This is a genomic window from Sphingomonas sp. BK036, assembly GCF_004216825.1.
Taxonomy (GTDB): Bacteria; Pseudomonadota; Alphaproteobacteria; order Sphingomonadales; family Sphingomonadaceae; genus Sphingomonas.
In genome coordinates, this window is sequence record NZ_SGXR01000005.1 from 129,535 (window position 1) to 154,248 (window position 24,714).

20 protein-coding genes and 1 tRNA gene are annotated in these 24,714 nt (G+C 66.5%); 10 read left to right on the top strand and 11 right to left on the bottom strand.

All coding sequences use genetic code 11. From position 1 onward, the window contains the following. Positions 1-138 precede the first annotated feature (138 nt). The 5 genes from EV283_RS10895 to EV283_RS10915 form a co-directional block, all read right to left on the bottom strand. Positions 139-1,557, bottom strand: coding sequence for a TolC family protein (locus EV283_RS10895; RefSeq protein WP_130325293.1), 1,419 nt, complete (start codon positions 1,555-1,557; stop codon positions 139-141). Further along, a complete protein-coding gene (locus EV283_RS10900) occupies positions 1,554-2,645 on the bottom strand; it encodes an HlyD family efflux transporter periplasmic adaptor subunit (RefSeq protein ID WP_130325295.1) in 1,092 nt (363 codons plus the stop codon). Before EV283_RS10900 ends, EV283_RS10895 begins: the two co-directional genes overlap by 4 nt. After that, a complete protein-coding gene (locus tag EV283_RS10905) occupies positions 2,635-4,320 on the bottom strand; it encodes an ABC transporter ATP-binding protein (RefSeq protein ID WP_130325297.1) in 1,686 nt (561 codons plus the stop codon). Before EV283_RS10905 ends, EV283_RS10900 begins: the two co-directional genes overlap by 11 nt. 88 nt (positions 4,321-4,408) lie before the next feature. Next, a complete protein-coding gene (locus EV283_RS10910) occupies positions 4,409-5,308 on the bottom strand; it encodes a hydrogen peroxide-inducible genes activator (RefSeq protein WP_130325300.1) in 900 nt (299 codons plus the stop codon). 87 nt (positions 5,309-5,395) lie between these two features. Continuing rightward, positions 5,396-6,238, bottom strand: coding sequence for a LytTR family transcriptional regulator DNA-binding domain-containing protein (locus EV283_RS10915; RefSeq protein ID WP_130325302.1), 843 nt, complete (start codon positions 6,236-6,238; stop codon positions 5,396-5,398). A gap of 155 nt (positions 6,239-6,393) precedes the next feature. Between EV283_RS10915 and EV283_RS10920 the strand changes: the two genes are divergently transcribed. The 5 genes from EV283_RS10920 to EV283_RS10940 all read left to right on the top strand — a co-directional run bounded on the left by EV283_RS10920 (position 6,394) and on the right by EV283_RS10940 (position 13,892). After that, positions 6,394-7,821: a hypothetical protein gene (locus EV283_RS10920; RefSeq protein ID WP_130325304.1), complete on the top strand. Its 1,428-nt coding sequence runs from the start codon at positions 6,394-6,396 to the stop codon at positions 7,819-7,821. Between the two features lie 84 nt (positions 7,822-7,905). Beyond that, a complete protein-coding gene (locus EV283_RS10925; protein ID WP_130325306.1) occupies positions 7,906-8,637 on the top strand; it encodes an SDR family oxidoreductase in 732 nt (243 codons plus the stop codon). A gap of 731 nt (positions 8,638-9,368) precedes the next feature. Then, complete coding sequence (locus EV283_RS10930; RefSeq protein ID WP_130325308.1) at positions 9,369-10,811, top strand: carbohydrate porin; 1,443 nt, start codon at positions 9,369-9,371, stop codon at positions 10,809-10,811. A gap of 282 nt (positions 10,812-11,093) precedes the next feature. Further along, a complete protein-coding gene (locus tag EV283_RS10935; protein ID WP_130325310.1) occupies positions 11,094-12,467 on the top strand; it encodes an MFS transporter in 1,374 nt (457 codons plus the stop codon). 18 nt (positions 12,468-12,485) lie between these two features. Then, positions 12,486-13,892 carry an FAD-dependent oxidoreductase gene (locus EV283_RS10940; protein WP_165391760.1) on the top strand — a complete coding sequence of 469 codons (1,407 nt, stop codon included), beginning with the start codon at positions 12,486-12,488 and terminating at the stop codon, positions 13,890-13,892. Between the two features lie 4 nt (positions 13,893-13,896). Here EV283_RS10940 and leuD read toward each other — a convergent pair whose 3' ends face one another. Both leuD and EV283_RS10950 read right to left on the bottom strand, forming a co-directional pair. Beyond that, complete coding sequence (gene leuD, locus EV283_RS10945; protein WP_130325312.1) at positions 13,897-14,514, bottom strand: 3-isopropylmalate dehydratase small subunit; 618 nt, start codon at positions 14,512-14,514, stop codon at positions 13,897-13,899. Further along, positions 14,514-15,920, bottom strand: coding sequence for a 3-isopropylmalate dehydratase large subunit (locus EV283_RS10950; RefSeq protein ID WP_130325314.1), 1,407 nt, complete (start codon positions 15,918-15,920; stop codon positions 14,514-14,516). Before EV283_RS10950 ends, leuD begins: the two co-directional genes overlap by 1 nt. 107 nt (positions 15,921-16,027) lie before the next feature. Here EV283_RS10950 and EV283_RS10955 point away from each other — a divergent pair, with 107 nt between their 5' ends. Continuing rightward, positions 16,028-16,813 (top strand): GntR family transcriptional regulator, encoded by a 786-nt coding sequence (locus EV283_RS10955; RefSeq protein WP_130325316.1) that lies wholly within the window; start codon positions 16,028-16,030, stop codon positions 16,811-16,813. A gap of 2 nt (positions 16,814-16,815) precedes the next feature. Here the strand turns inward: EV283_RS10955 and EV283_RS10960 are convergent, their stop codons facing one another. Continuing rightward, entirely contained in the window at positions 16,816-17,997 is a 1,182-nt protein-coding gene (locus tag EV283_RS10960) for a CoA transferase (protein WP_130325318.1), read from the bottom strand. Between the two features lie 83 nt (positions 17,998-18,080). On the opposite strand from EV283_RS10960, the gene EV283_RS10965 reads away from it, so the two are divergent. From EV283_RS10965 to EV283_RS10980, 4 genes are read left to right on the top strand one after another with little or no spacing between them, the layout of a single operon-like run. Continuing rightward, entirely contained in the window at positions 18,081-19,043 is a 963-nt protein-coding gene (locus tag EV283_RS10965) for a hydroxymethylglutaryl-CoA lyase (protein WP_130325320.1), read from the top strand. Then, positions 19,043-19,726 (top strand): isochorismatase family protein, encoded by a 684-nt coding sequence (locus tag EV283_RS10970; RefSeq protein WP_207223132.1) that lies wholly within the window; start codon positions 19,043-19,045, stop codon positions 19,724-19,726. The genes EV283_RS10965 and EV283_RS10970 overlap by 1 nt, the downstream gene beginning before the upstream one ends. Continuing rightward, positions 19,726-20,652, top strand: coding sequence for a polysaccharide deacetylase family protein (locus EV283_RS10975; protein ID WP_130325322.1), 927 nt, complete (start codon positions 19,726-19,728; stop codon positions 20,650-20,652). The genes EV283_RS10970 and EV283_RS10975 overlap by 1 nt, the downstream gene beginning before the upstream one ends. After that, on the top strand, positions 20,649-21,575 hold the full coding sequence (locus EV283_RS10980; RefSeq protein ID WP_130325324.1) for a polysaccharide deacetylase family protein: 927 nt from the start codon (positions 20,649-20,651) through the stop codon (positions 21,573-21,575). Before EV283_RS10975 ends, EV283_RS10980 begins: the two co-directional genes overlap by 4 nt. Positions 21,576-21,757: 182 nt before the next feature. On the opposite strand, the gene EV283_RS10985 is transcribed toward EV283_RS10980, so the two are convergent. From EV283_RS10985 to EV283_RS11000, 3 genes are all read right to left on the bottom strand, one after another. Then, positions 21,758-21,832: transfer RNA gene (locus EV283_RS10985), tRNA-Glu, on the bottom strand. A gap of 83 nt (positions 21,833-21,915) precedes the next feature. Next, complete coding sequence (locus EV283_RS10990) at positions 21,916-23,289, bottom strand: 3-deoxy-7-phosphoheptulonate synthase class II (protein ID WP_130325326.1); 1,374 nt, start codon at positions 23,287-23,289, stop codon at positions 21,916-21,918. Between the two features lie 393 nt (positions 23,290-23,682). After that, a complete protein-coding gene (locus EV283_RS11000) occupies positions 23,683-24,621 on the bottom strand; it encodes a D-2-hydroxyacid dehydrogenase (RefSeq protein WP_130325330.1) in 939 nt (312 codons plus the stop codon). Between the last annotated feature and the right edge of the window lie 93 nt (positions 24,622-24,714).

Below are 24,714 nucleotides of genomic sequence, written 5' to 3' on the forward strand. Positions count from 1 at the left end.
AAGCAAAGCTGCAATGCTCGGATAGGTTTGCTTCGTCGAGGGTGCACGCCCACCGATCTCGTCGATAAACCGCATTCCCTCGTCCGCCGTCTGCATCGGTCCGCCGCGATCGGCTGCCGCCCGTTCGTATAACGGCGATCATCGCACGAGCCGCAGCGCCTTCCGATCGGCGGTAGCAGCGGCGAGTTCGGCACGCGCGGACGCGATCCGCGCCTGCGCTTCGATGAGGCGGACGCGGGCATCCGTGGCGGTTTCTTCGCGCTGGTTGACGAGAAAGAAGTCGGCGGATCCGAGCTCGAAGCGACGGCGCTCGGCGGCGGCGAGACGGTCGCCGAGTTGACGTTCCTCATCCGCGATCGCGGCGAGCCGCTCCGCGGCACCGACTGCGATGACGATACCCTGGACCTCGACGGTGATCTGGTCGCGCAGAAAGCGGCTGCGCTGGCCCAGCGCGTCGATCTCGGCGCGCGCCTCGGCGACGCGGCCCTTGGCGGCGCGGTTCTGCAGCGGCACGCTGAACCGGAAACCGATCGCGGCCTCGAGCGGCGTCCGGTTGGGGCCACCCAGGCCGACCGCCCCGACATCCTTGCCGACCTCGCCGCGCAGGTCGAGCCGCGGCGACAGGTCGTTCTCCGCCAAAGCCAGTCGCGACGTCGCCTGCTCGATCCGCGCGAGCACCGCGCGATAGTCGGGGCGTTCGACCGGCCCCGCCCGCGTCGCTGCGACGGATAAAGCGGCGAGCGCGCCGGCATCCGCCGGCATGCGATCGTCCGACACCGTCACGGGCGCACCCGCCTCGTCGCGCAGATAGAGCGACAGTGCATTGGCGGCACCGGCGACATCCTGCTCGGCCCGCACCGTCAGCGCGCGACGCCGGACGAGGTTCTGGTCGTTCTCGACGAGCAGAATCTCGGGGCGTGCGCCGAGCGTCACCAGCCGGCCGATCGCGCTGCGACGCCGCTCCGCCATCTGCAACAGGTCGCGATAGGCGCGCAGCCGCAGACCCGCCGCGACCCAGGCCTGATAGGCGTCGACCGCGCGCCGCTGCACGCCGACCGCGACCATCTCCGCCTCGAACCGCGCGACGTCGATCTCGGTGCCGGCGATCGTCCGCCGTGTGCGGCGCTCGTCGATCACCCGGTCGCGCAGCAGCGCGAACAGCGCGCCGACCTTCGCCTCGCCAAGCTTGTTGGTATAGGCCTGGTCCTCATAGACCGGGAACGTGCCGCGCGACGCGCGATAGCCACCATAGACATAGCCGCCATTCCCGGTGAGCGGTCGCGTCGCGCGTCCCTCGACCACGGTGCCGTCGTAATAGCCCGCGACGCGCAACTTCGAATCGACGTCGAACACAGTGTCGAACGCGCCCTCCGCGGATAGCGCGCGGCCATCCGCCTGCCGCACCTTGGCGAGCGCCTCGACGATCTGCGGCGCGGACCGCGCGGACGAACGCAGCACCTCGTCGAGCGTCAGCGGCGTGCTTTGCGCGGACGCGGCGGCGGGTGCCAGCAGGACGAGCAGGAAAGCGACGCCAAGAAGAGGGGGGACCCGCGTCATTTCTTGGCGTCCCCGTCCTTGCCGGTTTCGTCCGCGCTGGCCTTTGTCGGCGGTTTGGGCTGCGCCTTGGCCGATGCCGCGCCGCGCTGGCCGAATTCGAGCGGGAAGTCGTTGAGCTGGCGCCACAGTTCGTAGCCGACCAGGACGGTTTCGCCCTGCACCCAGCCGCGCACCTTGCCGCCCGGGCGGACGAAGGTGGCGGTCGGCCAGCCCGGCTTGCCCGGCCGCGGTTCGACCAGGATGCGGAAGGTGCCGTCGGGGGCGGCATTGGGGTCGATCATCCGGACGCGCGCGTCGAACATGCCTTGTGCGACCGACGGCCAGCCGCTGAACTGGATCGCAGGCCAGCCCTCGAACTCGAGCCGCACCGGGCGACCGGGGCGGATCAGCGGCATGTCGCGGCCGTCGACGTACAGCTCGACCGCGCGCTCGACGCGTTCGGGCGCGATCACCGCGAGCACTGTGCCCGGAGACACCAGCGCGCTGCCGCTCGCGGCATTGAGTTGCTGGACGCGGCCGTCGCGCGGCGCACGTACCAGCTGGGCCGACTGGCGGTTGAGCTGGATATCGATCCGGTTCAGTTTCGCGCGCGCCTCGGCGAGCTTGGCACCCGCGTCGGCGACCTTGATCTGCGTCTGTTCGTAATCGCGGCGGGCGGCGAGCCCCTCGGCGAGCAACTGCCCGGTGCGCGCGACGTCGATTCCGGCGACGGCGCGACTCTGCTGGATCGCGGCGATCTCCGCCTGCACCTGCGCGCGCTCGGCCCCCAGCCGTGAGAGCAGATCGGGGTCGAGATCGACGACGCGTGCGATCGGATCGCCGCGCGCGACGTGCTGGCCGTCCTGGACGTACCAGCGCTCGACCTTGCCCGGCACCAGCGCGGTGACCTGCTGCTGCCGATCGCCGGGATCGAGGGCGACCACTTGTCCCGTGCCGTTGGCGGTCTGCACCCAGGGGACCAGCACCATGATCGCCGCGGCGATCGCGATGCCCAGCACGAGCATCCACGCCACCGCCGATGCCACCCGTGGTGCCCGCATCGCGGCAAGTGTTTGGAAATGCGCGAGGCGATCGGGCTTATACGGCATTGCCGGCTCCCTGCTGGGTCGCGGCGACCAGCGCCGCACAACTGTCGAAGCGGCGTTGCCGATCGGGTTCGAGATGGAACCACCCGTCGAGCACGATATCCTCGGGGCGGCCGGTGCACAGCAGGACCGTCGTACCCGCTGCCTTGAGCTGGCGCAGCACCTCGGCGAGGCGGCTGGTCGGGATCAGATCGTAGAGCTGCGACAGCATCAGCACGTGCGGGCGCACCAGCAGCGCATTGGCCAGCTTCAGCGCCATGACCTCGCCGATCGACAGCGGATAGCCAGAGGCAGCCAGCGGCGTGTCGAGGCCGTGCGGCAAGCCGGCGACGCGGTCGCGCAGGCCGACCGTCTCGAGCGCGTCGAGCATCACCGCGGAGGTCGACGCGGCTGCGGCAAGCGTCAGATATTCGCGGATCGTGACCTCGACGATGCTCGGCCGGTCGAGCACCATTACCTCGGACCGCAGCAGACACATGTCGAACGTCGCCATGTCCGCGCCGCCGACCAGGACCAGCCCGCGTTCGGGCACGACATGGCGCTTGAGCACCATCGCCAGCAGCCGCTCGGCCCCGCCGTCCGCGCGCGTGACCAGCTGTTCGCCCGCACTGAGCGCAAAATCGAAGCGCGCGCCCTCGGTCACGACGCGGTCGAGCTGCACCGCGCCGTCGCCAGGGGACTGTCCCGCGGCGGCGACTGCGCTCTCCTGCGGGATCGCGTAGAGCAGCGACAATTCCTCCGCGCTCGCCACCAGATCGTAGAGCGTATCGAGATACCAGCCGAGCTGCGACACGCCGTAGAAGACGCCGCTCAGGATCAGCTCGGCCGCGACCAGCTGTCCGATCGACAGTTCACCGCTGAGGATCAAATTGCCGCCCAGCGCCAGCAGCGCCGCGCTGGCAAAGGCGTAGAGCAGCAGGAAGGCGACCGTCTGCGTGAAGCTGTAGCGGAAATAGCGGCGGTGGCAATCGACATAGGTGGCGGTGACGGCTTCCGACCGGTCCATCGCGAAATCGAAATGGCGGCTCGATTTGTAGAAGCCGTTCGACCCGCCGACGCTTTCCAGCCAGCGCGCGGCCTCGTGCTTGGCGTGGCTCAGCGCGACCGCCGACCGGATCGAGCCGCGCGACCAGATCAGCCAGATCACAAGGATGACGAGCAGGAGGAGCGCGTTGAAGGCGAGGAAGAAGGGATGGTAGAAGCTGGTGACGATCAGCCCCACCGCCGATTGCAGGATGATCGTGAACGCGCCGATGACGAGGCTCGGCACTGCCTTCTGCACGACGACGAGGTCGAAATAGCGATTGAACAGGTCGCCGCGATTCCGGTCGGCGAAGAACGGGTTCTGCGCGTGCACCGCGCGGACGGTGATCTCGGCGACGATGCGCGCGAACAGCCGGCGTTCGAACAGCGCCATCATCCAGAACCGCATGGCACTCAGCCCCGCGACCACCAGCAACAGCCCGAGCAAGAGGCCCGCCAGCGTCCATAACGGGGCTGGCATCGCGGTGTTGGCGACGCTGTTGATCAGCAGCTGAACCGAGATCGGCGTGGCGAGCGACAGCAGGCTGATCGCGACGCCGTAGACCATCGTGAGGCGGACATAGGGCATGTCGGGCCCGACGATCTCCGCCAGCCACCCGGCCGCTGAACGCCATCCGATATGTTCGCCTGCCATGTGCCCCTCGCGTCTGATCCGGGGCGAGTATTTCCTATCGGTTATATTGGAGCAACACAGTGCGGCTTATGATTTGGATAGGAATCTCCTATGCGGAGACGGCACGTAGCAGGCCCGCGATCAGGCCGTAGGCGGGTGCGCGGCCGGCGCCCTGTCGCCACAGCAACCCTATGTCCCTGTAATAGCGGCTGCCTTTGATCGGACGCTTGACGACGTCGTCGCCTTCGCGAACTTCCTGCCGGACGTAGAGTTCGGGCAACAGGGCAAGCCCCATCCCCATGCCCGCCATCTGGCGGATCGCATCGAGGCTGGTCCCTTCATAGTCGCGCATCACGCTGGCGCCGACATCGACCGCGATCGCCGCGACCTGTTCGGCGAGTCGATATTCGGGCTGCAGCGTCAACAGGCTGGTACCGCGCAGATCGGATGGCGCGATGATCGCTTTCGCGACCAGCGGATGATCGGACGCCATCGCGACATAGAGCGGTTCGCGAAAGAGCCGCTCGCTGTGAAACCCGCCGCCCGTCACGGGCAACTGCGCCAGGATCAGATCGTGGACGCCCGTGGCGAGCCCGGACGCGAGTGCGGGCGGCAGGCCTTCGCGGACATGGACTCGCAGCGTCGGGTGCTCGCGGTGCAGGCGCGCGACGAGGGCCGGCAACAGATAGGCGCCGAGCGTCGGCGATACGCCGAGCCGGATCGTACCGATCAAGGGATCGGCCGATGTCGCCCTGAAATCCTCGAGATCGACGACGTCGAGAAGGATGCGGCGTGCCCGCTCGAGCAAGTCGCGGCCCAGCGGGGTCAGGATCGCTGGGCCACCCCGTTCGAACAACGCTGCGCCGACGATGGTTTCCAGCGCGCGGATCTGTTGCGAGAGCGACGGCTGAGAAACCCCCATCCGCTCGGCGGCGCGCGTGAAGCTGCCGGCTTCGGCCAGCGCGACGAAATAGCTGAGGTGACGAATCGTGGTTTTGGGGAAAGACATGACCCACGCTATCCCGAAAAGGCGCTTCTACGCATCAGCCGACGGCTCAACCGAGCGAACGCGCCGGCCATGACAGGCTCGGTCGGGTCAAGGCCCGACGAGTTCGCCCCCGATCACGCCTTTCGCGCGCGCTTCCAGCACGCGATTGCGCGCGACCGGTACGACGAGACCGTTCGTCAGCCGGAGGCGCCAGTTGCGGCCGTCGCGTTCCGAGGCGGCGACCGCGGCGAGCGCTACCCACCAGCCGCGATGGACCTGGAGGCCGTCACGGCCGTGACGCGCGATCGCCTCTTGCAAGGGCATCAACTCCAACGTCGAGCCGCAAGCCCGGTGCAACCGGACGTAATGATCCTCCATCTGTAAGCATAACAGCGGCCCCATGGTGGAGGTGCTGGCCGCCGACACGATGTCCGGCGCGACGATCCGCCCCACATTCCGCCGCGTTCCCCGTCCTCGCTCAACGACGAGCCAAAGAATGACGACGCAGACGGCAATGCCGAGCGTTTGGACGTACCAATCGGCCGGGCTCAGCACGCGCGTCTGCGACGGCCATAGCCAGCGCGCTTCGAGCGCCGACACCACCGCCAGCGGCACAGCGAGAATGACGATCGCACCGCCGAGCGCGTACAATGCCGGAAAACCATGGCGGATGCCGACCGTGACGAGCCACGGTCCGGCCGAACCGAACAGCACCGCGCCGACCGTCGTCATCGCGATCCAGTGCAGCGCCAAGACCAGCGGGCTGCCGTTCATATAGCTGCCGAACGGCCCAATCAGGCCAAGTAGCAGGCCGATAAGGACCGCAAAGCCAACGACTCGCGCCCACCAGAGCGGCCCACCGAGTTCGCCGTGCCAGCCATCGATCCGCATGTCGGCACTCTGCCGACGCCCGATCGTCGCGGCAACCCGCCTGACGCTTCGCGTACCCATTCGCCCACTCACGCAATCGGGGTGGAACGCCCGGAAGATGCCCGGATAGACGTCGGCTCCCTTTTCAGGAGCTGTCGATGGCCAGCATTTTCCCACTGCATATCGGGCAACCGGACGCGTTCACTGGACAATGGGGCGCAAGGCTCGTCGTCGCCTTGGTCGCCGGCCTGTTGCTGGCCGCGAGCTATGCGCTCGAGCCATTATGGTGGGCGGCCTGGCTGGTTCCGGCGTCCCTGCTGGTCGCCGCGGCGCGGGATTGTCGCTGGAGATGGATCACCTCCATCATCGCATCGACGGCGGTGATGGCGAACTTGGCCTCTTACTATATCGAGCTGAACGGCGTCTCCGGCACCGCAATGATCCTGCTGCTGCGGATCGCATCGCTGACCCTTGCCCTGCGGACAGCCGAGGCGGCGGCGCGCGGGTTGTCCTTGGCGCTGGCGATGCTGGTCCTCCCGATGACGTTTGCCGCGCTTGAGCAGGTCACGATGATCGTCTCTCCCCACGGCGCTGCAGGTAGCCTCGCCTACAGCCAGATGACCATGCCGGGGCTTGTCCAGGTTGCTGCGTTGGGCGGCGTTCCGGCCGTCGTATTTCTCATTCTCCTGCCGGGGTCGCTGGCGGGCTTATGGATGACGCGCGATTGGACCTCTGCGCAGCGTCTGGCGGCGATCGCGGTGATGGCGGCGGTGATGCTGGCCGTCGGGCTGTTCTCGATCGGTCGGATGCGGACGACGGCCAATACCGTGGCGACGACCCTCATCGCGACCAACCAGTTTTCTGGCATCCCGCGCGCGTGGGAGCCCGTGTGGCGCGTCTACGGCCCTGCCGTGCGAAGCGCAGCCACTCGGGGTGGTTTGGTGGTGCTGCCCGAGAAGATCGCGTTGCTGGATAGAAAGGCTACGGAGGCCGCGGCGCAGCAGGTCTCCGCAGCGGCACGCGCGACCGGGGCAACGATCGTCCTCGGCCTGGAGGTTCGAGACGACTCGTTCCACAACCGAGCGCTGGTAAGCGCGCCCGACGGCTCGCTGTCCTGGTACGACAAGCAGCGTGTGGTGCCGGGCTTCGAGGCGCGCGATGTGCCGGGCACGACGCCGCTGCGCACCACGGTCGCTGCCACTGCGCTGGGCATCGCCATCTGCAAGGACATGCATATCCCGTCGATCGGCCGGGAATATGCCGGCAACGTCCGCGCGATGGCTGTCCCGGCTTGGGATTTCGGGCGGGACGGATGGATGGGCGCGCGGATGACCGCGATGCGCGCGGTCGAAAACGGCTATGCGATCGCGCGGTCGTCACGCGACGGTTTGCTTGGCGTCTATGACGACAGTGGGCGTGTCCGCGGAGAGCGGCTAACGCTTGGCGGGGTGACGATCGTGCGCGCGCAAATGCCGGTGGGGCGGGGGCAAACGCTGTACGGTCGGGTCGGAGATGTCTTCGGCTGGACCTGCGTGATCGGCGTCTTGTTCACGCTGGTCGCAACGGCACGCGACGGACGCGGACGTTTTGGTCTGCGCTTCCCGGGCTCCCGTCGGGCGGTAGCGGGTGACGGTGAACCGTCGGTTGAAGCACAAACTTTGTGATGGCGTACGCCCCAAGGAAAATGGCTCCTTCTCAAGGGGAAAGCGTTCTCAGGCGCTGGGACATACTCGCAAGGACGATCGGCGATGAAGATGCAGGACCTGACCGGCAAGGTCGCGGTGATAACCGGTGCCTCAAGCGGTATCGGCGAGGCCACCGCGCGGCTGCTCGTCGCGGAAGGCGTACGCGTGGTGCTCGTGGCGCGGCGTCGCGACCGGATAGCTGCGCTGGCCGCGGAGCTTGGTGACGCAGCATTGGCGTTGACCGCCGATGTCGGCAACGCTGCGGCGGTCGCGGATGTGTTCGGCGAGGTCGAGCGTCGTTTTGGCGGGCTCGACTTGTTGTTCAACAATGCCGGTCTTGGCGTCAACGCGCGGTTCGAAGCCAGCGACCCCGCCGACTGGAAGCGGATGATAGACGTCAATCTCTACGGCGTCCTCCATTGCACGCAGGCGGCGATCCCGCTGATGCGCGGGCGACCGGGTGCAATGATCTCGTCGGTGTCCAGCGTCGGTGGACGCTACGGGACCGAATCCTGGTCGGTGTACAGCGCGACGAAGTTCGCGGTGATCGGCTTTCACGACGCGCTGCGCAAGGAACTGGGCGGCGAGGGGATCCGTGTCTCGGTGATCGAACCCGGTGCCGTGTGGACCGAGTTCGGCCAGAACGTCAGCGACGCGATGCGCGATCGCCGCGAGAGCCTGGACGCGTTGACGTCCGAAGACGTCGCGCAGGCACTGGTCTATGCCTTCGCGCAGCCGCCCCGCGTGCTTGTCGAGGAGATCCTGATCCGCCCGGTCAAGCAGCTCGCGCCCTAAGCTATTCCAGTACACCGCGTCATGGCCGTGCGCCTCGAGCGCATCGGTCCAATCGATCCGTACTATAGGCGTCGGCGCACCGTTCGAGTCGCACGGCGCCGTCGATGTCATCATGCGCTTGGACGGTCTTCGCCGCGACGGAACGCTGCTGTTCGAGCATATTTCCCGGCCGAGGCCGTCCGCTCCGTGCGATGCTGGCCACTGCGCGCGGGGGTGTTACGGGTACTTCAGCTCGTTTATCAAATTCTCGACGATGTACCCCCGTGCATTCGGAGCCGCCGGCTGCGGGCCGATGCGTGCGCCACAAGGCCGAGCTGCCAGCACTGGCTGGGTTCCGGCCCCTATCGCCGCCAGCGCGCCTCCGGTCTCCGGTTGCGCCCGTCCCGTCCGCGATGCCTCAAACGCTCAAGGGCTCGTCGAATCCGGCCCGCCCCTTGAATTGTTATATACATAGTACATAAAGCTTGACACGCAGTCGCTGCTTATAGATTGGCGTCCGAGGGAACCATAGGGACTGGGCAGTTTCGACAAACGGTAATTCTCGATTCGTTGGGTAAGTGCCAACAAAAGTGCATTTCGATTAAATACGAATGAAGCACTTTTCCGGATAGGAACCGGCGAGACACGAGGTTGCTTGCGATATGCAGCATGCAAATTGTGCGTAATCGACGGCTTGTGTCTCAACAACAATAAATACCCGCCTCAACGGCGGCTCAAGCAGGAGCAGGATTATGTCACGCGTACTTTCGCGCGCGCTTTGTCGCGCCGCCACGCTTTCCGCCGGTCTTGCGGGCGTTACCGTCCTGGCCGCGTCTGCCGTCGCGCAGCAAGCCCCGGTCGGCGATGGCGCGGAGGGGCAGCGCGAGCCGGCGGTTCCGGTTGCGGGCAATGCCGCGGGAGCGTCGGTCGAGCCGTCCGAGGCACCGCTGGCCGTCGCATCCGATGCCGAGGACGACGCGGCCAAGTACCGACGCTTCGATGCGCTCGCCGAACCGGGCCTGACCACGAGCGTCCCTGGCTCCGCGGACTCGCTGCTGCGCGATGCGGGTGGTGTCCGCAGCATGCTCGCCGAGCATGATATCGGCATCCAGGCGCGTCTGAGCATGGTCGGCCTCTACAACCCGCTCGACACGGGCCAACCCTATGCGCCGCAACGCTATAATGGCCAGCGTCCGACGCTGCAGTATCAGGCGACCAACATCGTCACCACGATCGGCCTCGACAAGTTCGGGCTCGCCGATGCGAAACTGATCCTCGGCTATAATTCGCAGATCACGACCTTCCGGCCGAACGGACAGAACACGGTCGGTTTCAGGAACATCGCGCTTTACCAGAGCTTTGCCGACAATAAGATCGAGCTGAAGCTCGGTATCATGCCCAATTATTACGAGTGGGTTGGCTTCTTCGTGGGCGGCAGCCCTGTGCTGGCATCGGGGCTTACCGGCCTGATCCCGATCCAGGCCGGGCTCAGCGCCGATCCTGCCGCGACGCCCGCCGTGAACCTGACGTTCCACGCCAAGCGGGGCGGCTATCTGAAGCTGGGTGTGCAACGCAGCACGGCGCCGGCGGGGACGCCGTACGAACTCGACCATAACGGCCCCAATGTCGCGTTCAAGATGAAGGACGCAGGGCCGCTGTACATCGGGGAGGTTGGCGTCAAGCGACCCGCTTCGAAGGATGGCAAGCAGATCTGGGTCCGTGCCGGCGCGCTCTACAATGATTCGAACTATACGCGCTTCGACGGGCAGGGCACCGCGGCGAACAAAACGGTGTACGGCGCGGCGGATTTCCAGCTGACCCAGCCGGACCGGGCGCAACCGTCGCATGGCGTCTACGCCGGTGCTAGCGTGTTCTGGGCGCCTAGCAACGTCAACAGCATGACGCAGTTCTATGAAGGGCGGGTCTATCACCTCGGACCGTTCGCCGCGCGCCCGCTCGACTCGGTCGCGCTGCGGGTCGGCTATACCAAATACTCCGACGACGCGCAGACTGCGAACGCCGCGCAGGAGATCTACGCCAACGATCATCAGTTTTCGGTGACCGGCAGCTACACCTTCCACGCCACCCACGGTCTCTACCTGACGCCGGGAGTCGCCTATATCAAGAATCCCTCGTTCATCGGCCGGTTCAAGGACGCGCTGAACCTGTCGGGGACCATCTACGTCCTGCTCTGATGACGGCGTCCATTTGTTATATGGATAGTACATTACTGATTGACACGGCGTCGCGGCGGCATAGGATGCCGCCATATCCCGCCGGGCAGCACCGCGCATTCCATCGGAAGTAGCGCCACCTTCGCCGACGATTGCCAGCCTCGGCAGGGAGGCTTGGCGCCGTGTCGCACGCCCACCGACCCCAGGTCCAAATGCAAAAGGCATTGGACACGCAAGGAGAGAGCCGATGCCGATCGCTTATGCAAGACGCCGGTCCCCAGCCGACGCCGTGATGGTCGCGCAGTGAGCGGGGCCGTCCCCGTCGGTGACGCCGACGAGGCCATCACGGCCGGCGTTGCCGACGAGGCCATCGCGCTCGGCGAACGGTTGCGATCGCAGCGCTGGACCGGACTCCAGATCCTGGTGGTCGCGATCTGCGCGGCGATCAACGCGCTGGACGGGATGGACCTGCTCATCATGTCCTATGTCGCGCCGTCGATGGCGGCGGACTGGAACATCGGCCTCGCGACGCTGGGCGTCGTGTTCAGCGCCGGACTGTTCGGGATGATGGTCGGCTGCGTCGTGGTTGCGCCATTCGCGGACACCTGGGGCCGCCGGCCGGTCGTGTTGCTGGCGTTGACGGTCATGACGATCGGGGCGCTCGGTTGTGGGTTTGCGCCCGATCTCGTCACCTTTTCGATCCTCCGCGCGCTGACCGGGATCGGCATCGGCACGTTGCTGGCCAGCGTCGCGGCGCTCGTCAGCGAATACGCGCCTGCGGGGCGTCGCTCGCTCGCCATGGGCATATTTCAGGCGGGGTATCCGATCGGTGCGGTCGGGACCGGGCTTGTCGCGCTCTACACGATCCCGGCCTTCGGTTGGCAGGCGACGCTGATCGGGGCAGGGGTCATTAGCGCCGCGCTTCTGCCGGCCGTCTGGGCATTGCTCCCGGAATCGGTGACGTTCCTCGAGACGCGGCAGCCCGCCGGCGCGCTCGCGCAAGCCAACGACCTGCGCCGCCGGATGGGGTGGCCGGAACTGGCCGCGCTTCCGCCACTGGCCGAAAAGGGCTCGCTGCCACGGCCACGCGATCTGCTCGCGCCCGACCTCTGGCGCGCGACCGTCACGCTGTGGATGGCGACCTTCCTGAGCTTTGCGGTCCTGTATTTCGTGACCAGCTGGATCCCCAAGCTCGCGGTCGAGAGCGGGCTCAGCCAGTCCAAGGCACTCTGGGCAGGCAGCATCTTCAACATGGGCGGCGCGATCGGCGGCTTGCTGATCGGGTGGCTCGCGATGCGCAACTCGATCGGCCGGTTGATCGCGATCTTCTTCGCGATCTGCGCGGTGTTGATGATGATCTTCGCGCAAAGCCTGCCGCTGACGCTGATCCTGCTCACCGCCTTCGCGCTCGGACTGACGTTGCAGGGCGGGTTTACCGGCTTCTACTCGCTGTCGGCGCAGCTCTATCCGGCGAAGATCCGCGGTGCAGGGATCGGCTGGGCTGTCGGGATCGGCCGCGGTGGCGCGATCATCGGCCCGATCGCGGGAGGCGCGCTGCTGGCGGCGAAGCAGCCGCTATGGGTGACGTTCGCCTGTTTCGCGGTGCCGCTGGTGCTCTCCGGCGTGCTTGCCGCGGTCGCGGCCCGGCTCGGCCGCCTCTCCGTATCCGACCGCTGAACCGAAAAGGACTCTGTCATGACGGACACAATGGTGCTGAACGGAGCGGGGGTCGCCTTCGAAATTGCGTTTCCCGCGATCGTCATCGGCGCGGGCGCGACCGGGCTGACCGCCGCGCTCGCGCTGCGCGACAAGGGGGTCGAGGTCCTCGTGCTCGAGCGCGATTCGACGCCCCTGGAGTCCACGGCGATGTCGACCGGGCTGATCCCCGCCGCGGGCACGCCCGAACAGCGCGCAGCCGGGATCGACGACGACCCGGCGCTGTTCGCCGCGGATCTCATGCGCAAGACCAAGGGCGGTACCGATGGGGACATCGCGTTGCGTCTCGCCGAGCAGTCCGCCGACACGATCGCGTGGATGCGCGATGTCCACGGCGTGCCGCTCGATCTGGTCGACGGCTTCCTGTACCCCGGGCACAGCGCGCGGCGGATGTACGGCACGCCGCGTCGCTCGGGCAGCGAACTGATGGGCGCGCTCGAGGCCGCCGCCGAACGTGCGGGCGCGACGCTGCTGACCGACGCGACTGTCGAGGCGCTGCACGCCGACGGCGACCGGGTCACCGGCATCCGTATCCGACGGCCCGATGGCACGGCGGAGGATATCGGCTGTGACGCGCTGATCCTCGCCTGTTCGGGGTTCGGCGGCAATAGCGACATGGTCGAGCGGTTCATCCCCGAAATGGCGGGCGCGGTGTTCTACGGGCATTTCGGCAACAAGGGCGATGCGATCGCCTGGGGCGAGGCGCTGGGCGCCGCGACCGGCGACATGCACGGCTATCAGGGGCATGGCGGGCTCGCGGTCGGGCACGGCGTGCCCATTCTCTGGCCGCTGATCATGGAAGGCGGCTTCCAGGTGAGCCTCGCCGGCGACCGCTTCTCGAACGAGGCGGCGGGCTATTCGGAACAGGCGGCAAAGGTCAACGCGCAGCCTGGCGGGGTCGCGTGGTCGATCTTCGACGCGCGGCTGCATGTGTTGATGCTCCAGTTCGACGACTATCGCGACGCGCTGTCCGCTGGCGCAGTGATCGAGGCAGAGGATCTCGACGCGCTTGCCGACGCGACCGAGCTCCCTCGCGACGCGCTCGCTAGGACCGCAGCGCAGGTGGCGCAGATGGTCGCTGACGAGGCCGAAGACCCGTTCGGACGCGACTTTACCGGCAAGCCTGTGCTCGCACCGCCCTATCGTGCCGCCAAGGTCACTGGCGCGCTGTTCCACACGCAAGGCGGCCTGGTCGTCGACCGCGACGCGCGCGTGCTGCGCGCGGACGGGTCGCCGCTGCCGAACCTGTATGCGGGCGGCGGTGCGGCGCGGGGCGTCTCGGGGGCGGGTGCGGACGGCTATATGGCGGGTAACGGATTGCTCACCGCAACCACCTTTGGCAAGCTGGCGGGGCGCGCCGCGGCCGAGGCGATCGGCCGGGCTTGAGCGATCAGGCGGCCGCCCCGGGGTAGATCCAAGGGCGGCGCCTGCGGTCGTCCGCCAGGAACGCGTCGATCTCCGCCCGACGCAGCAGCGTCAGCGCGATCGCGTCCAGCCCCTCGAGCAGCATGTGCCGGGCTTCCTCCCCGATCTCGAAGCTCCAGGTCGTGCCCGAGGCTGCGCGGATCTCGCACGCGACGAGATCGATCGTCATCGGGCCCGGCGCATCGTCCGCAAGCTGAGCGACGACGTCCGCTGGCTGCACCACCGGCACGATCCCGTTGCGGACGCAATTGCCCTGGAAGATCGGATTGAACGACGGGGCGACGACCGCGCGGAAGCCATATTCCGCGAGCGCCCAGGCGGCGTGCTCGCGGCTCGAGCCGCAGCCGAAATTGGTCCCCGACAGGAGAAACTGCGCGTCGCGATACGCGGGCTGATTGAGGATGAAGCCCGGGTCCGGCTCGCGCCCGCCAATCTTGGTATAGCGCCACCCCGCAAACAGCCCATCCTCGAGTCCGGTCTTGCCGACGCTCTTGATCTCGCGCGACGGGATGATCGCGTCGGTATCGACATTGTCGCGCAGCAACGGGGCGGCGACGGCGGTGCAGGTGGTGAAGGGTGTCATTAGCTTGGCTCACCTTGCGCTGGGCTGACGATCCGTCCGGCGATCGCAGAGGCTGCGACGGTTTCGGGCGAGGCGAGGTGGGTCCGCGTACCGGGGCCCTGGCGGCTCTCGAAATTGCGGTTGGTCGAACTGATCACGCGCTCCTGCGGTCCGAAGCTCTCGCCCCCCGCATAGAAGCACATCGAACATCCCGCCTCGCGCCATTCGAAGCCGGCATCGAGGAAAACCTGGTCAAGCCCCTCGGCTTCCGCCGCGATGCGGACCTGGCTGGAGCCGGGCACGCAGATAGCGCGGACATGCGGGGCGACGTGTTTCCCGCGCAGGATCTCCGCCACGCGGCGCAGGTCCGAGACTCGGCTGTTGGTGCAGGAGCCGATGAACGCCGCGTCGATCGTCAACCCGACGATCTCCTGCTCGGGCTTCAACCCCATATAGTCGAGCGCCCGCACAACCGCCTCGGCTGTATCGCGGGGGGAGTCGCCGGTCCTGGGCACCGGCGCGCCCAGCCGCATCGCGTGCTGCGGGCTGGTTCCCCAGGTGATCATCGGCGCGACGTCGGACGCATCCATCGACCATTCGCGATCGAAACAGGCGTCGTCGTCGCTGGAAAGGTCGCGGCCGGCCTCTACCGCTTGCGTCCACAACTCGCCCTGCGGGCTGAACGGGCGTCCTTCCAGATAGGCGAAGGTCGTGTCGTCGGGCGCGATGATCGCGGTAAACGCGCCAAGCTCGGTCGCCATGTTGCACAGGGTCAGCCGCTGATCGACATCGAGCGCGGCAATCGCCGTCCCCGCATATTCGACCACCAGGCCGCGCGACCCCGCGGCGCCGATCTGCTCGAGAATGTAGAGCGCAAGATCCTTTGCGGTGACGCCCCGCGACAACTGTCCCGACACGGTAATCCGCATCGTCCCCGGCTTCTGGATCCGCAGCGTTCCCGTAGCGAGCGCATGCTCCGCCTCGCTCGATCCGATTCCCCACGCCAGCCCCCCGAGCGCGCCCTGCGAGCAGGTGTGGCTATCGGGGCAGACCAACGTGCTGCCCGGCTGGATGATACCCTGTTCGGGCGAGATGATGTGGACGATGCCTTGTCGCGGATCGCCGATGTCGAACATCGTGATGCCCGCCTTCTTCGCCGCCTCGCGGGTCGCGACGATAAAGTTCTTGCCGGTGGGCATCAGCGTCTCGTCGGTGCGACCCGGTCGCGTGTCGACGACATGGTCCATCGTCGCGAAGGCGCGTTCGGGTGCCAGCACGCTGTATCCCGCACTCTCCAGGCTCTGCAACGCGACGCCGCCGGTCCGCTCGTGGAGAAGCACGCGATCGATCGCGATCAACGCCGCGCCATCGCCCAGGTCGGCGATCCGGTGCGCCTCCCATATCTTGTCGAACAGGGTCTTTGCCATCCGGCTCATGTACCAGACAGAACGATCATTTGCTATAGCATTATAACAAATAAACGTCTTGAGTTTTAATGCTGTGCCGACTTTCGGGGCTGCGCTAAGGTCGCGCCATGGCAAGAGGCAAGGACGGTTCGGGCGTGGCAGTTGTACCGGTTCAACGCGCGGATGCCGTCCCGCTCTATCACCAGATATTCCTGGCCTTGCGCGATGATATCCTGCGTGGCCGGCTGGCGTTCGGGGCGTCGGTGCCGACCGAGCATGAACTCGGCGCGCAGCACGGCGTCTCGCGGATCACGGCGCGGCGCGCGTTGCACGAGCTGGCGCTTCACAAGCTGGTCGAACGCCGCCGCCGGACCGGTACGCGCGTGGTCTACCAGGCCTCCACCGTGCCGATCGAGGCGAATGTCGACCAGGCGATCGAGTCCCTCATGGCGTTCGGGCGCAACACGCCGGTCAAGGTCGTCGACCTCGCCAAGGAACCGGCGCCCGCGGACATTGCAGACATTCTGGAACGGCAGGCGGAGACGATCGTGTATCGCGCGCGACGCATCCGCCATACCGGTCACGAGCCGCTCGGCCTGGTGACGAGCTGGATGCCCGCCGATCTTGGCGTCAAGCTCACCAAGCGGTCGCTCACCGCCAACCCCATCCTGAAGCATCTCGCCGACGCGGGCGTCGTGATCGCGGGGGGGCGGCAGACCGTTTCCGCGCAGCATGCCGGCGCCGACACCGCCGCGCTGCTCGGGATCGAGCCGCGCGACGCAATGCTGCGAATCGAGCGAGTCATTCTCGACGACGGGGGCAGGCCGGTGCTGTTCACGATCGCGGACTATCGGGCCGATCGCTACCGGATCAGCCTCGATCTCCAGAGCGGCACGCGGCCTGCTATCGGTTGACATCAGGCCAGCGCGGCCGCGATCCTGTCCTCGCTGAGTCCCGCCTCGCGCAACAGTTCGGCGCCGTGCTCGCCGGGGGTCGGCAGTCCGAGCCGACGCGGCATGCGGCTGCCGTCCATTTCGATCGGAAGCCCGGGCAGGCGGGTCTGCGTTCCGTCTTCGAGCGTGAGGTCGACGAGCCCACCGCCCGCGCCGAGATGCTGATCGTCGAACAGGTCGGACGGCGTCGCAATCGGCGCAAACGGCAAGCCGAGCCGCTCGAGTAGCGCAACGGCCTCCGCGCGGCTCATCGCGCGGAAACAGTCGCGGACGGTCGGCAGGATCCTCTCGCGGGCCTCGACCCGCTGGTTATTCGTGGCCAGCGTCGCGTCCGCGAGAAACGCGTCCAGTCCGAACGCTTCGCAAAACGCGACCCATTGCCCGTCGCTGACGACGCCGACGAACACCTGCTCGTCGGGCAGGCGCGTCTCGAACACGTCGTAGATCGCCCAGGCGGAGATCCGGTCGGGCATTGGTCGCGGTGCCTTCCCGGTGACCGCTTCCTGCGCCATGTGCTGTCCGACCAGAAAGGCCGTCGTCTCGAACAGCGCGCACTTCACGTCGCCGCCGCGCCCGGTACGATGCCGGCGCTCGAGCGCGGCGAGGATCCCGATGACGCCGAACATCCCGCCGGTGATATCGACCACCGATGCGCCCGCGCGCAGCGGCCGGCCTGGCGGGCCGGTCATATAGGCAAGCCCGCCCATCATCTGCGTAACCTCGTCGAGCGCGGTCCGGTTCTCATACGGGCCGGTCAGGAAGCCCTTGGCCGAACAGTAGATCAGCCGGGGATGGCGCTCCGCGAAATCATCGGGTCCGAGCCCTAGCCGGACCAGCGTGCCCGGCCGGAAATTCTCGATCAATATGTCCGCGCCTTCGACCAGCGCGATGGCGGCCGCCTTGCCGACTTCGCTCTTGAGATCGAGGCAGATGCTGCGCTTGTTGCGGTTGAACATCGGGAAATATCCCGCGCCCGAGCCGAGCAGATGCCGGGTCTGGTCACCCCCCTTGGGCTCGACCTTGATCACGTCGGCACCAAGATCGGCCAGGATCAGGCCGACCGACGGCCCCATCACCATATGCGTGAACTCGATCACCCGGATACCGCTCAGCGGCAACGCCTCGTCGATCATGTCATCTCCCATTCCAAATCCGTGCAACCTTACCCATGCTCGACAGGTTCTCTCAATTGTTATAGGTATAAGACATAAAAGCCAAGGTGAGTCGAATGGCATCGCAGATACTGATCAGTGAGGTAGGCCCGCGGGATGGCCTGCAAAATCTCGACCGGGTGCTGCCGACGGCAGTCAAGAAGGCGTGGATCACGGCCGAGGCAGCCGCCGGCGTGACCGAGATCGAGGTCGGGAGCTTCGTCCCGGCAAAGCTGCTCCCCCAGCTTGCGGACACCGCGGAGATCGTCGCCTTTGCACGAACAATCCCGGGCCTCACGGTCGCGGTGCTGGTACCCAATGCCAAGGGCGCGGCGGCCGCGATCGCGGCGGGCGCGCACAAGATCACCTTGCCGCTGTCCGTTTCCGAAACGCACAGCCTCGCCAATCTTCGCCGGACGCACGAGCAGGTGCTCGCCGAGGCACGCGCCATTGCGGACTTGATCGCGGCGCTGCCGGTCGAACAGCGCCCGCATTTCGAGGGGAGCTTGTCGACGGTCTTCGGCTGCACGCTCGAAGGCGCGATCTCGGATGCGCAGGTCCTGCGGCTGGCCGAGGCGCTGATGCAGGCCGGCTGTGACGAGATCGGGCTCGCGGACACAACCGGCTATGCGGATCCCGCAGGCGTGCGGCACATGGTCCGGATGGTGCGCGATGTCGCAGGCGCCGCCGCGGTGACCGGCATCCACCTCCACAACACGCGCGGGCTCGGGCTCGCCAATGTGTTGGCCGGGCTCGATGCCGGCCTGAGGACCTTCGACTCGTCGCTGGGCGGGCTGGGCGGCTGTCCGTTCGCGCCCGGTGCGAGCGGGAATATCGTCACCGAGGACCTCGTGTTCATGCTCGAGGCGATGGGCCTGGATACCGGAATCGATATCCCCAAGCTCCTGGCGACCCGAGCGATACTGGCGGAAGCTCTGCCCGACGAGCCGCTCTACGGCTTCGTACCCGATGCAGGGCTCCCGCTCGGGTTCGCGCCGGCGATAGCGCGGCCGCAGCACGAATTGGAGATGGCATCATGATCGACATCCTCGGCACCCGCATGGTTGCGGACGACCGCACCGCCCGACAGATCTTCGAGGAGGTGATGTCCAACCCCGCCCGCGCGAAATTCGGGTTTGGCGAGCGGCTTGCGATCGTCAACGTCGATATCCAGAACGCCTATACCCGGCTCGACGAGTTCAAGACCGCCTATGAGACGGACCCGCGCCAGATCGACCATGTGAACACGATCAGCCGGCTCGCGCGCGAGCGTGGCATGCCGGTGATCTGGACCCGCGTCGGCTATCACGGCACCGCGGCGGACGCGGGGGTCTGGGGCACGCGCAGCGACACGCCCGACAGCCTGCAGAACATCACCTACGGGTCGCGCCGCCATGCGTTCGACGATCGCTGTGAGATCGATGCGGCGGTCGACCTGGTCTATGACAAGCGCATGCCATCGGCCTTTTTCGAGACGCCGCTGCAGAGCCTATTGGTCTGGCACAAGGTCGATACGGTCGTGATCACCGGCGGCTCGACCTCGGGCTGCGTCCGCGCCACCGCGGTGGATTCGCTCAGCCGCGGCTATCGCACGATCGTCCCGCTCGAGACGTGTGCGGACAAGCATGAGAGCTACCACTTCGCCAATCTGACCGACCTTCAGCTCAAATATGCCGATGTCGAGCCGGTCCAGACCGTGGTCGACTGGCTGGAGGCACGCTGATGCGTGAAGGCGAAGCCGATCCCGGCCTGTATGATTTCCGCCCCTATCGCGACCGCACGCCGATCCGCTGGCCGGATGGCAAGTCGATCGCGGTGTGGGTGTCGCCCAATCTCGAATATTACGAGATCGACCCGCCCGCCAACCCGCACCGCAAGAGCTGGACCAAGCCGCATCCCGACGTCGTCGGCTATGCGCACCGCGACTATGCCAATCGCGTCGGCCACTGGCGGATGGCGGAGGTGATGAGCAAGCACGGATTCCCCGGCTCGGTCTCGCTGTCGGTTGCGCTGTGCCAGCATATCCCGGAGGTCGTCGCGGATGCGAATGCGCGCGGCTGGGAGTTCTTCAGCCACGGCATCTACAATACGCGCTACTCCTACGGGATGGACGAGGCGCAGGAACGCGCGATCATCGAGGATTCGATCCGCACCGTCCGCGAGGCGACCGGGCAGACGATCCGCGGCTGGCTCGCGCCGGCGCTGACGCACACGCCGCGCACGTTGGATCTGATCGCCGAATATGGCCTCACCTACACCTGCGACCTGTACCATGACGACCAGCCAGGGCCGGTGCATGTGAAGTCCGGCAAGCTCATTTCGATGCCCTACAGCCTCGAGGTGAACGACCATTATGGCTTCTTCATCTACAATATGAGCCCGCGCGACTATGCCGACGCGCTGATCCGGCAATATGACCGGCTGGCGGCGGAGGGCGAGACGTCCGGCACCGTGATGTGCATTCCGCTTCACGCCTATCTGATCGGGCAGCCGCATCGGATTGGCCCCTTCGAGGAGGTGCTGCGTCACATCGCCGCGGACGGGCGGGCATGGATCACGCGCAGCGGCGATATCGCCGATCATTTCCTGGCCAATGGGTATGACTCGGCCGCCGCCGATGCCGCCCGCTTCGCGGAGAACGGCCGATGAGTCTCGACACGAACTATCTCGTCTACGATCGGCGCCGTCGCGGCATGGACCATGATCTGTACCCCTGGTCCAACCTGTTCGAACGCCAACCGATCGCCTGGGAGGGCGATACGGTGGTCGCCGTGCCGATCATCGTCTCGCTCGAATGGTTTCCGATCCAGCCGTCCGCGACGCCGTTCCTCGCGCCCGGGCACATGCAGACCGCCTATCCGGACTATCGCCACTATACCGCGCGGGAATATGGCACGCGGGTGGGCTTCTACAGGCTGCTCGACGCCTTTGCTGCGGTCGGCGCAAAGGTCACCGTCGCTGCCAATGCCGCGATCGCCGAGCGCTATCCGTCGATCATTCGCGACATCGTTGCCGCCGGGCACGAGATCGCCGCGCACTCGACCGACATGAACGGCACGATCGCGTCCGGCCTGGATGAGGACGCCGAACGTAGTCTCATCGCGCGCTCCCTAGATGGCCTTGAGAAGGTAGCCGGAACGCGCCCCCGCGGCTGGCTTTCGATCGCACGGTCGCAAAGCTGGAATACACCGCGGCTGCTGGTCGAGGCGGGGCTCGACTATATGCTGGACTGGGTGAATGACGACCTTCCGTACCGCGTCGCGACGCCGTCCGGCACGATCCTCAACATCCCGCTGAACCATGAACTGTCCGACCGACAGATCGTGACCGTCCAGCAGCAATCGGCGGAGAGCTTCCGCACCCAGCTGGAAGATGCCTGCATGTGGCTGGAAAGCGAGGCGGCGTGGTTCGGCGGACGCATGCTGCCGATCCACCTGACCCCGTACGTCATGGGCCTTCCCTATCGGATCGGCGCCTTGGAAGCGTTGCTCGGCACGTTGCGCGACCGGCCTGGCATAGCCTTTCTGCCAGCATGCGACATCGAGCGGCAGGTCGCCTCGCAAATCGCATAGGGTCTAGTTCCGGGATCTAGCAACTGCCGACCATGATGCGCGCAGGGGGACCCATGGACGTCACACTGTGGCTAACGTCTGGATCTGCGCCGGACAGCCCCCCGCGACGTGCGCATTGAACAACCCACCGCTCAGGTCGACTTTCTAGCCAGGCGTGCCGCCAACAATGTCCGTTGAAACGCTGGTGACCCCTACGAGAATCGAACTCGTGCTTACGCCGTGAGAGGGCGTCGTCCTAACCGCTAGACGAAGGGGCCGTTAGCAGATGCGGGCGTCTACGGAACGTGGCGGCGGTCGTCAACCCAGTTGCCACATATTCCTTCGGCGCCCGCCATTTTTCTCAAGCGGCGACCTTCTTGCGCTCGGCCATTTCCTCGTTGAGCATCTCGGCGAGCAGGAAGGCGAGCTCGAGGCTCTGGCCGGCGTTGAGGCGCGGGTCGCAGTGCGTGTGGTAGCGATCCGCGAGCGATTGCTCGGTCACGTCGACCGCGCCGCCGGTGCATTCGGTCACGTTCTGCCCGGTCATCTCGGCATGGATGCCGCCGGCGTGCGTACCCTCGGCGCGGTGGACCGCGAAGAAGCCGCGCACCTCGGCGAGAATCCGGTCAAAGGGCCGCGTCTTGTAGCCGTTGGCGGCCTTGACGACGTTGCCGTGCATCGGATCGCAGCTCCAGACCACCGGATGGCCCTCGCGCGTGACGGCGCGGACCAGGCGGGGCAGGTTCGCCTCGATCTTGTCATAGCCATAGCGCGTGATCAGCGTCATCCGGCCGGGGATGCGCGCAGGGTTCAGCGTGTCGAGCATCCGCAACAAGGCGTCTGGTTCTAGGCTCGGGCCGCACTTGATACCGATCGGGTTGCCGATGCCGCGCAGATATTCGACATGCGAAGATCCTTCGAAGCGCGTGCGATCGCCGATCCACAGGAAATGCGCGCTGGTGTCGTACCAGTCGCCAGTCAGCGAATCCTGCCGGGTCAGCGCCTGCTCGTACTGGAGCAGCAGCGCCTCGTGGCTGGTGTAGAAATGCGTCTGCGCGAGCTGCGGCACGGTCTCGGGATCTATCCCGCACGCGGCCATGAACTCGAGCGCCTCGCCGATCCGGTCCGCGGTCTCGGCATATTTCTTCGACCAGGGGCTGCGGCCCATGAAGTCGTGCGTCCAGCGATGGACCTGGTGGAGGTTTGCATACCCTCCTTGCGCGAACGCGCGCAGCAGGTTCAGCGTAGCGGCCGACTGCGAATAGGCGCGGATCATGCGCTGCGGATCGGGCGCGCGCGCCTCGGCGGTGAAGGCGATGTCGTTGACGTTGTCGCCGCGGTACGACGGCAACTCGACGCCGCCGATCGTCTCGGTATCGGTCGAGCGCGGCTTGGCGAACTGGCCCGCCATTCGACCGAGCTTCACGACCGGTAGCTTCGACGCGTACGTCAGCACGACCGCCATCTGCAGAATGACGCGGAACGTGTCGCGTATGTTGTTCGCGCTATGCTCGGCGAACGATTCTGCGCAATCGCCGCCCTGTAGCAGGAACGCCTTGCCTGCCGCGACCTCGGCGAGGCTCGCGGTCAGGTTTCGCGCTTCGCCGGCGAAGACGAGCGGTGGAAAGCTGGCAAGCTGGTCGGTCGCTGCGGTCAGCGAGGCGGCGTCGGTATAGGTGGGGAGCTGTCGTGCTTCGTATCGTGTCCAGCTGTCAGGGGCCCAGTTCGCGGCCATATCATGTCGTCCGATTGGTGAATTGTGCGGCTATCCATGCTCGGAAATGCGTTTTTGCGCAATGAAGTAAAGCTTGCGCCGTTTAAGTCATTGCTGCCCCGTCTCGCCAATTTGGCGACGATCTGTTGCAAAAACCCGATCCGGTGCTCGTCTAGGGTCGTCGTTGACGACGATTAATGTGGCATATACGCTTACCCTCCGGCATTAAGCGGAGATGAACATGCCCCTACGTCTCATCATCGCGTTCTCGATAATTGCCACCGTCGTCGCAATTGCCGTGCCCGTTCTGATCGTTCGCACGCGTCGTCGCCGGGCCGACAATCTACGTCGTCGCGGCGTGAAGAGCTATAACCGCACGCGACAGGTTACACCGGCTGCCGCGCCGTCGAACCGTCAATAGCCTTCGCGCAGATCCGCCACGTTCTTCATCGGCGCACCCGCGAGGAACGCGTCGAGGTTCTCGAGGAACAGCGCAGCGCCGCGTTTGAACATCGTCATCTGGCTTCGGCCGGACATGTGCATCGTCACGATCGTATTGGGCGCGGTCCACAAGGGGTGCCCGGCGGGCAGGGGCTCCGGATGCGTGGGGTCTAGGAACGCGCCGGCGATCGTTCCAGCCGCCAGCGCCGCGCATAACGCGTCGTCGTCGATCATGTCCCCGCGCGCGATATTGATCAGCCAGGCCGATGGCTTCATCTGCGCTAGTTCGTCGGATCCGATCATCGCTGCCGTTGCACCGGTCGACGGCGCGGCAAGGATCACCCAGTCGAACGTGCCGAGCTGGTCGCGCCAGGCGTCCGCGGTGATCGTGCCGTCGCGGCCGGTCCGCGTGACTCCCGTGACATCGACGCCGAACGCCCCCAGCCGATCCCCGATCATCCGGCCGATCGTGCCATAGCCGATGACCAGCGCCTTCGTCCCGTCGAGTTCAATCTTGCCGGGGGCATCCTTCAGCCACGCCTGCCGGTCATAGGCGCGCAGTACCGTATCGAACCGCTTGGCCGCGACCAGCACGCCCATCACCGCATATTCCGCCACCGTGATCGCGTTGATCCCCGCGCCATTGGTCAGCGTGACGCCCCTGGCGCTGAGCAGGTCGAGCGGGAAAGCGTCGAGCCCTGCATAGATCGTCGAGACCCAGGCCAGTCGCGGGCCCGCCGCACGGAGCGCCTCGGCGACGAGCTCGGTCGGCTGCATGTCCACCCAGGCAATGTCCGCATCGGCGATCATCGCCTTTGCGTCGGCGGGCGTCGCGAACCACGCGGTATCGAGCGTATCGGGCAGATGGGGCTCGAGAAGCGGACGGGCGGCAAGTGGCAGGACGGCTTTCATCCGCCCAGCATCGCGACCGTGCTTAGACTGTCAAGCGCAACGCCTTCGCCCCGTGCGGCCAAGACCCGCCACACACCGCCGCCGATCGCCGGC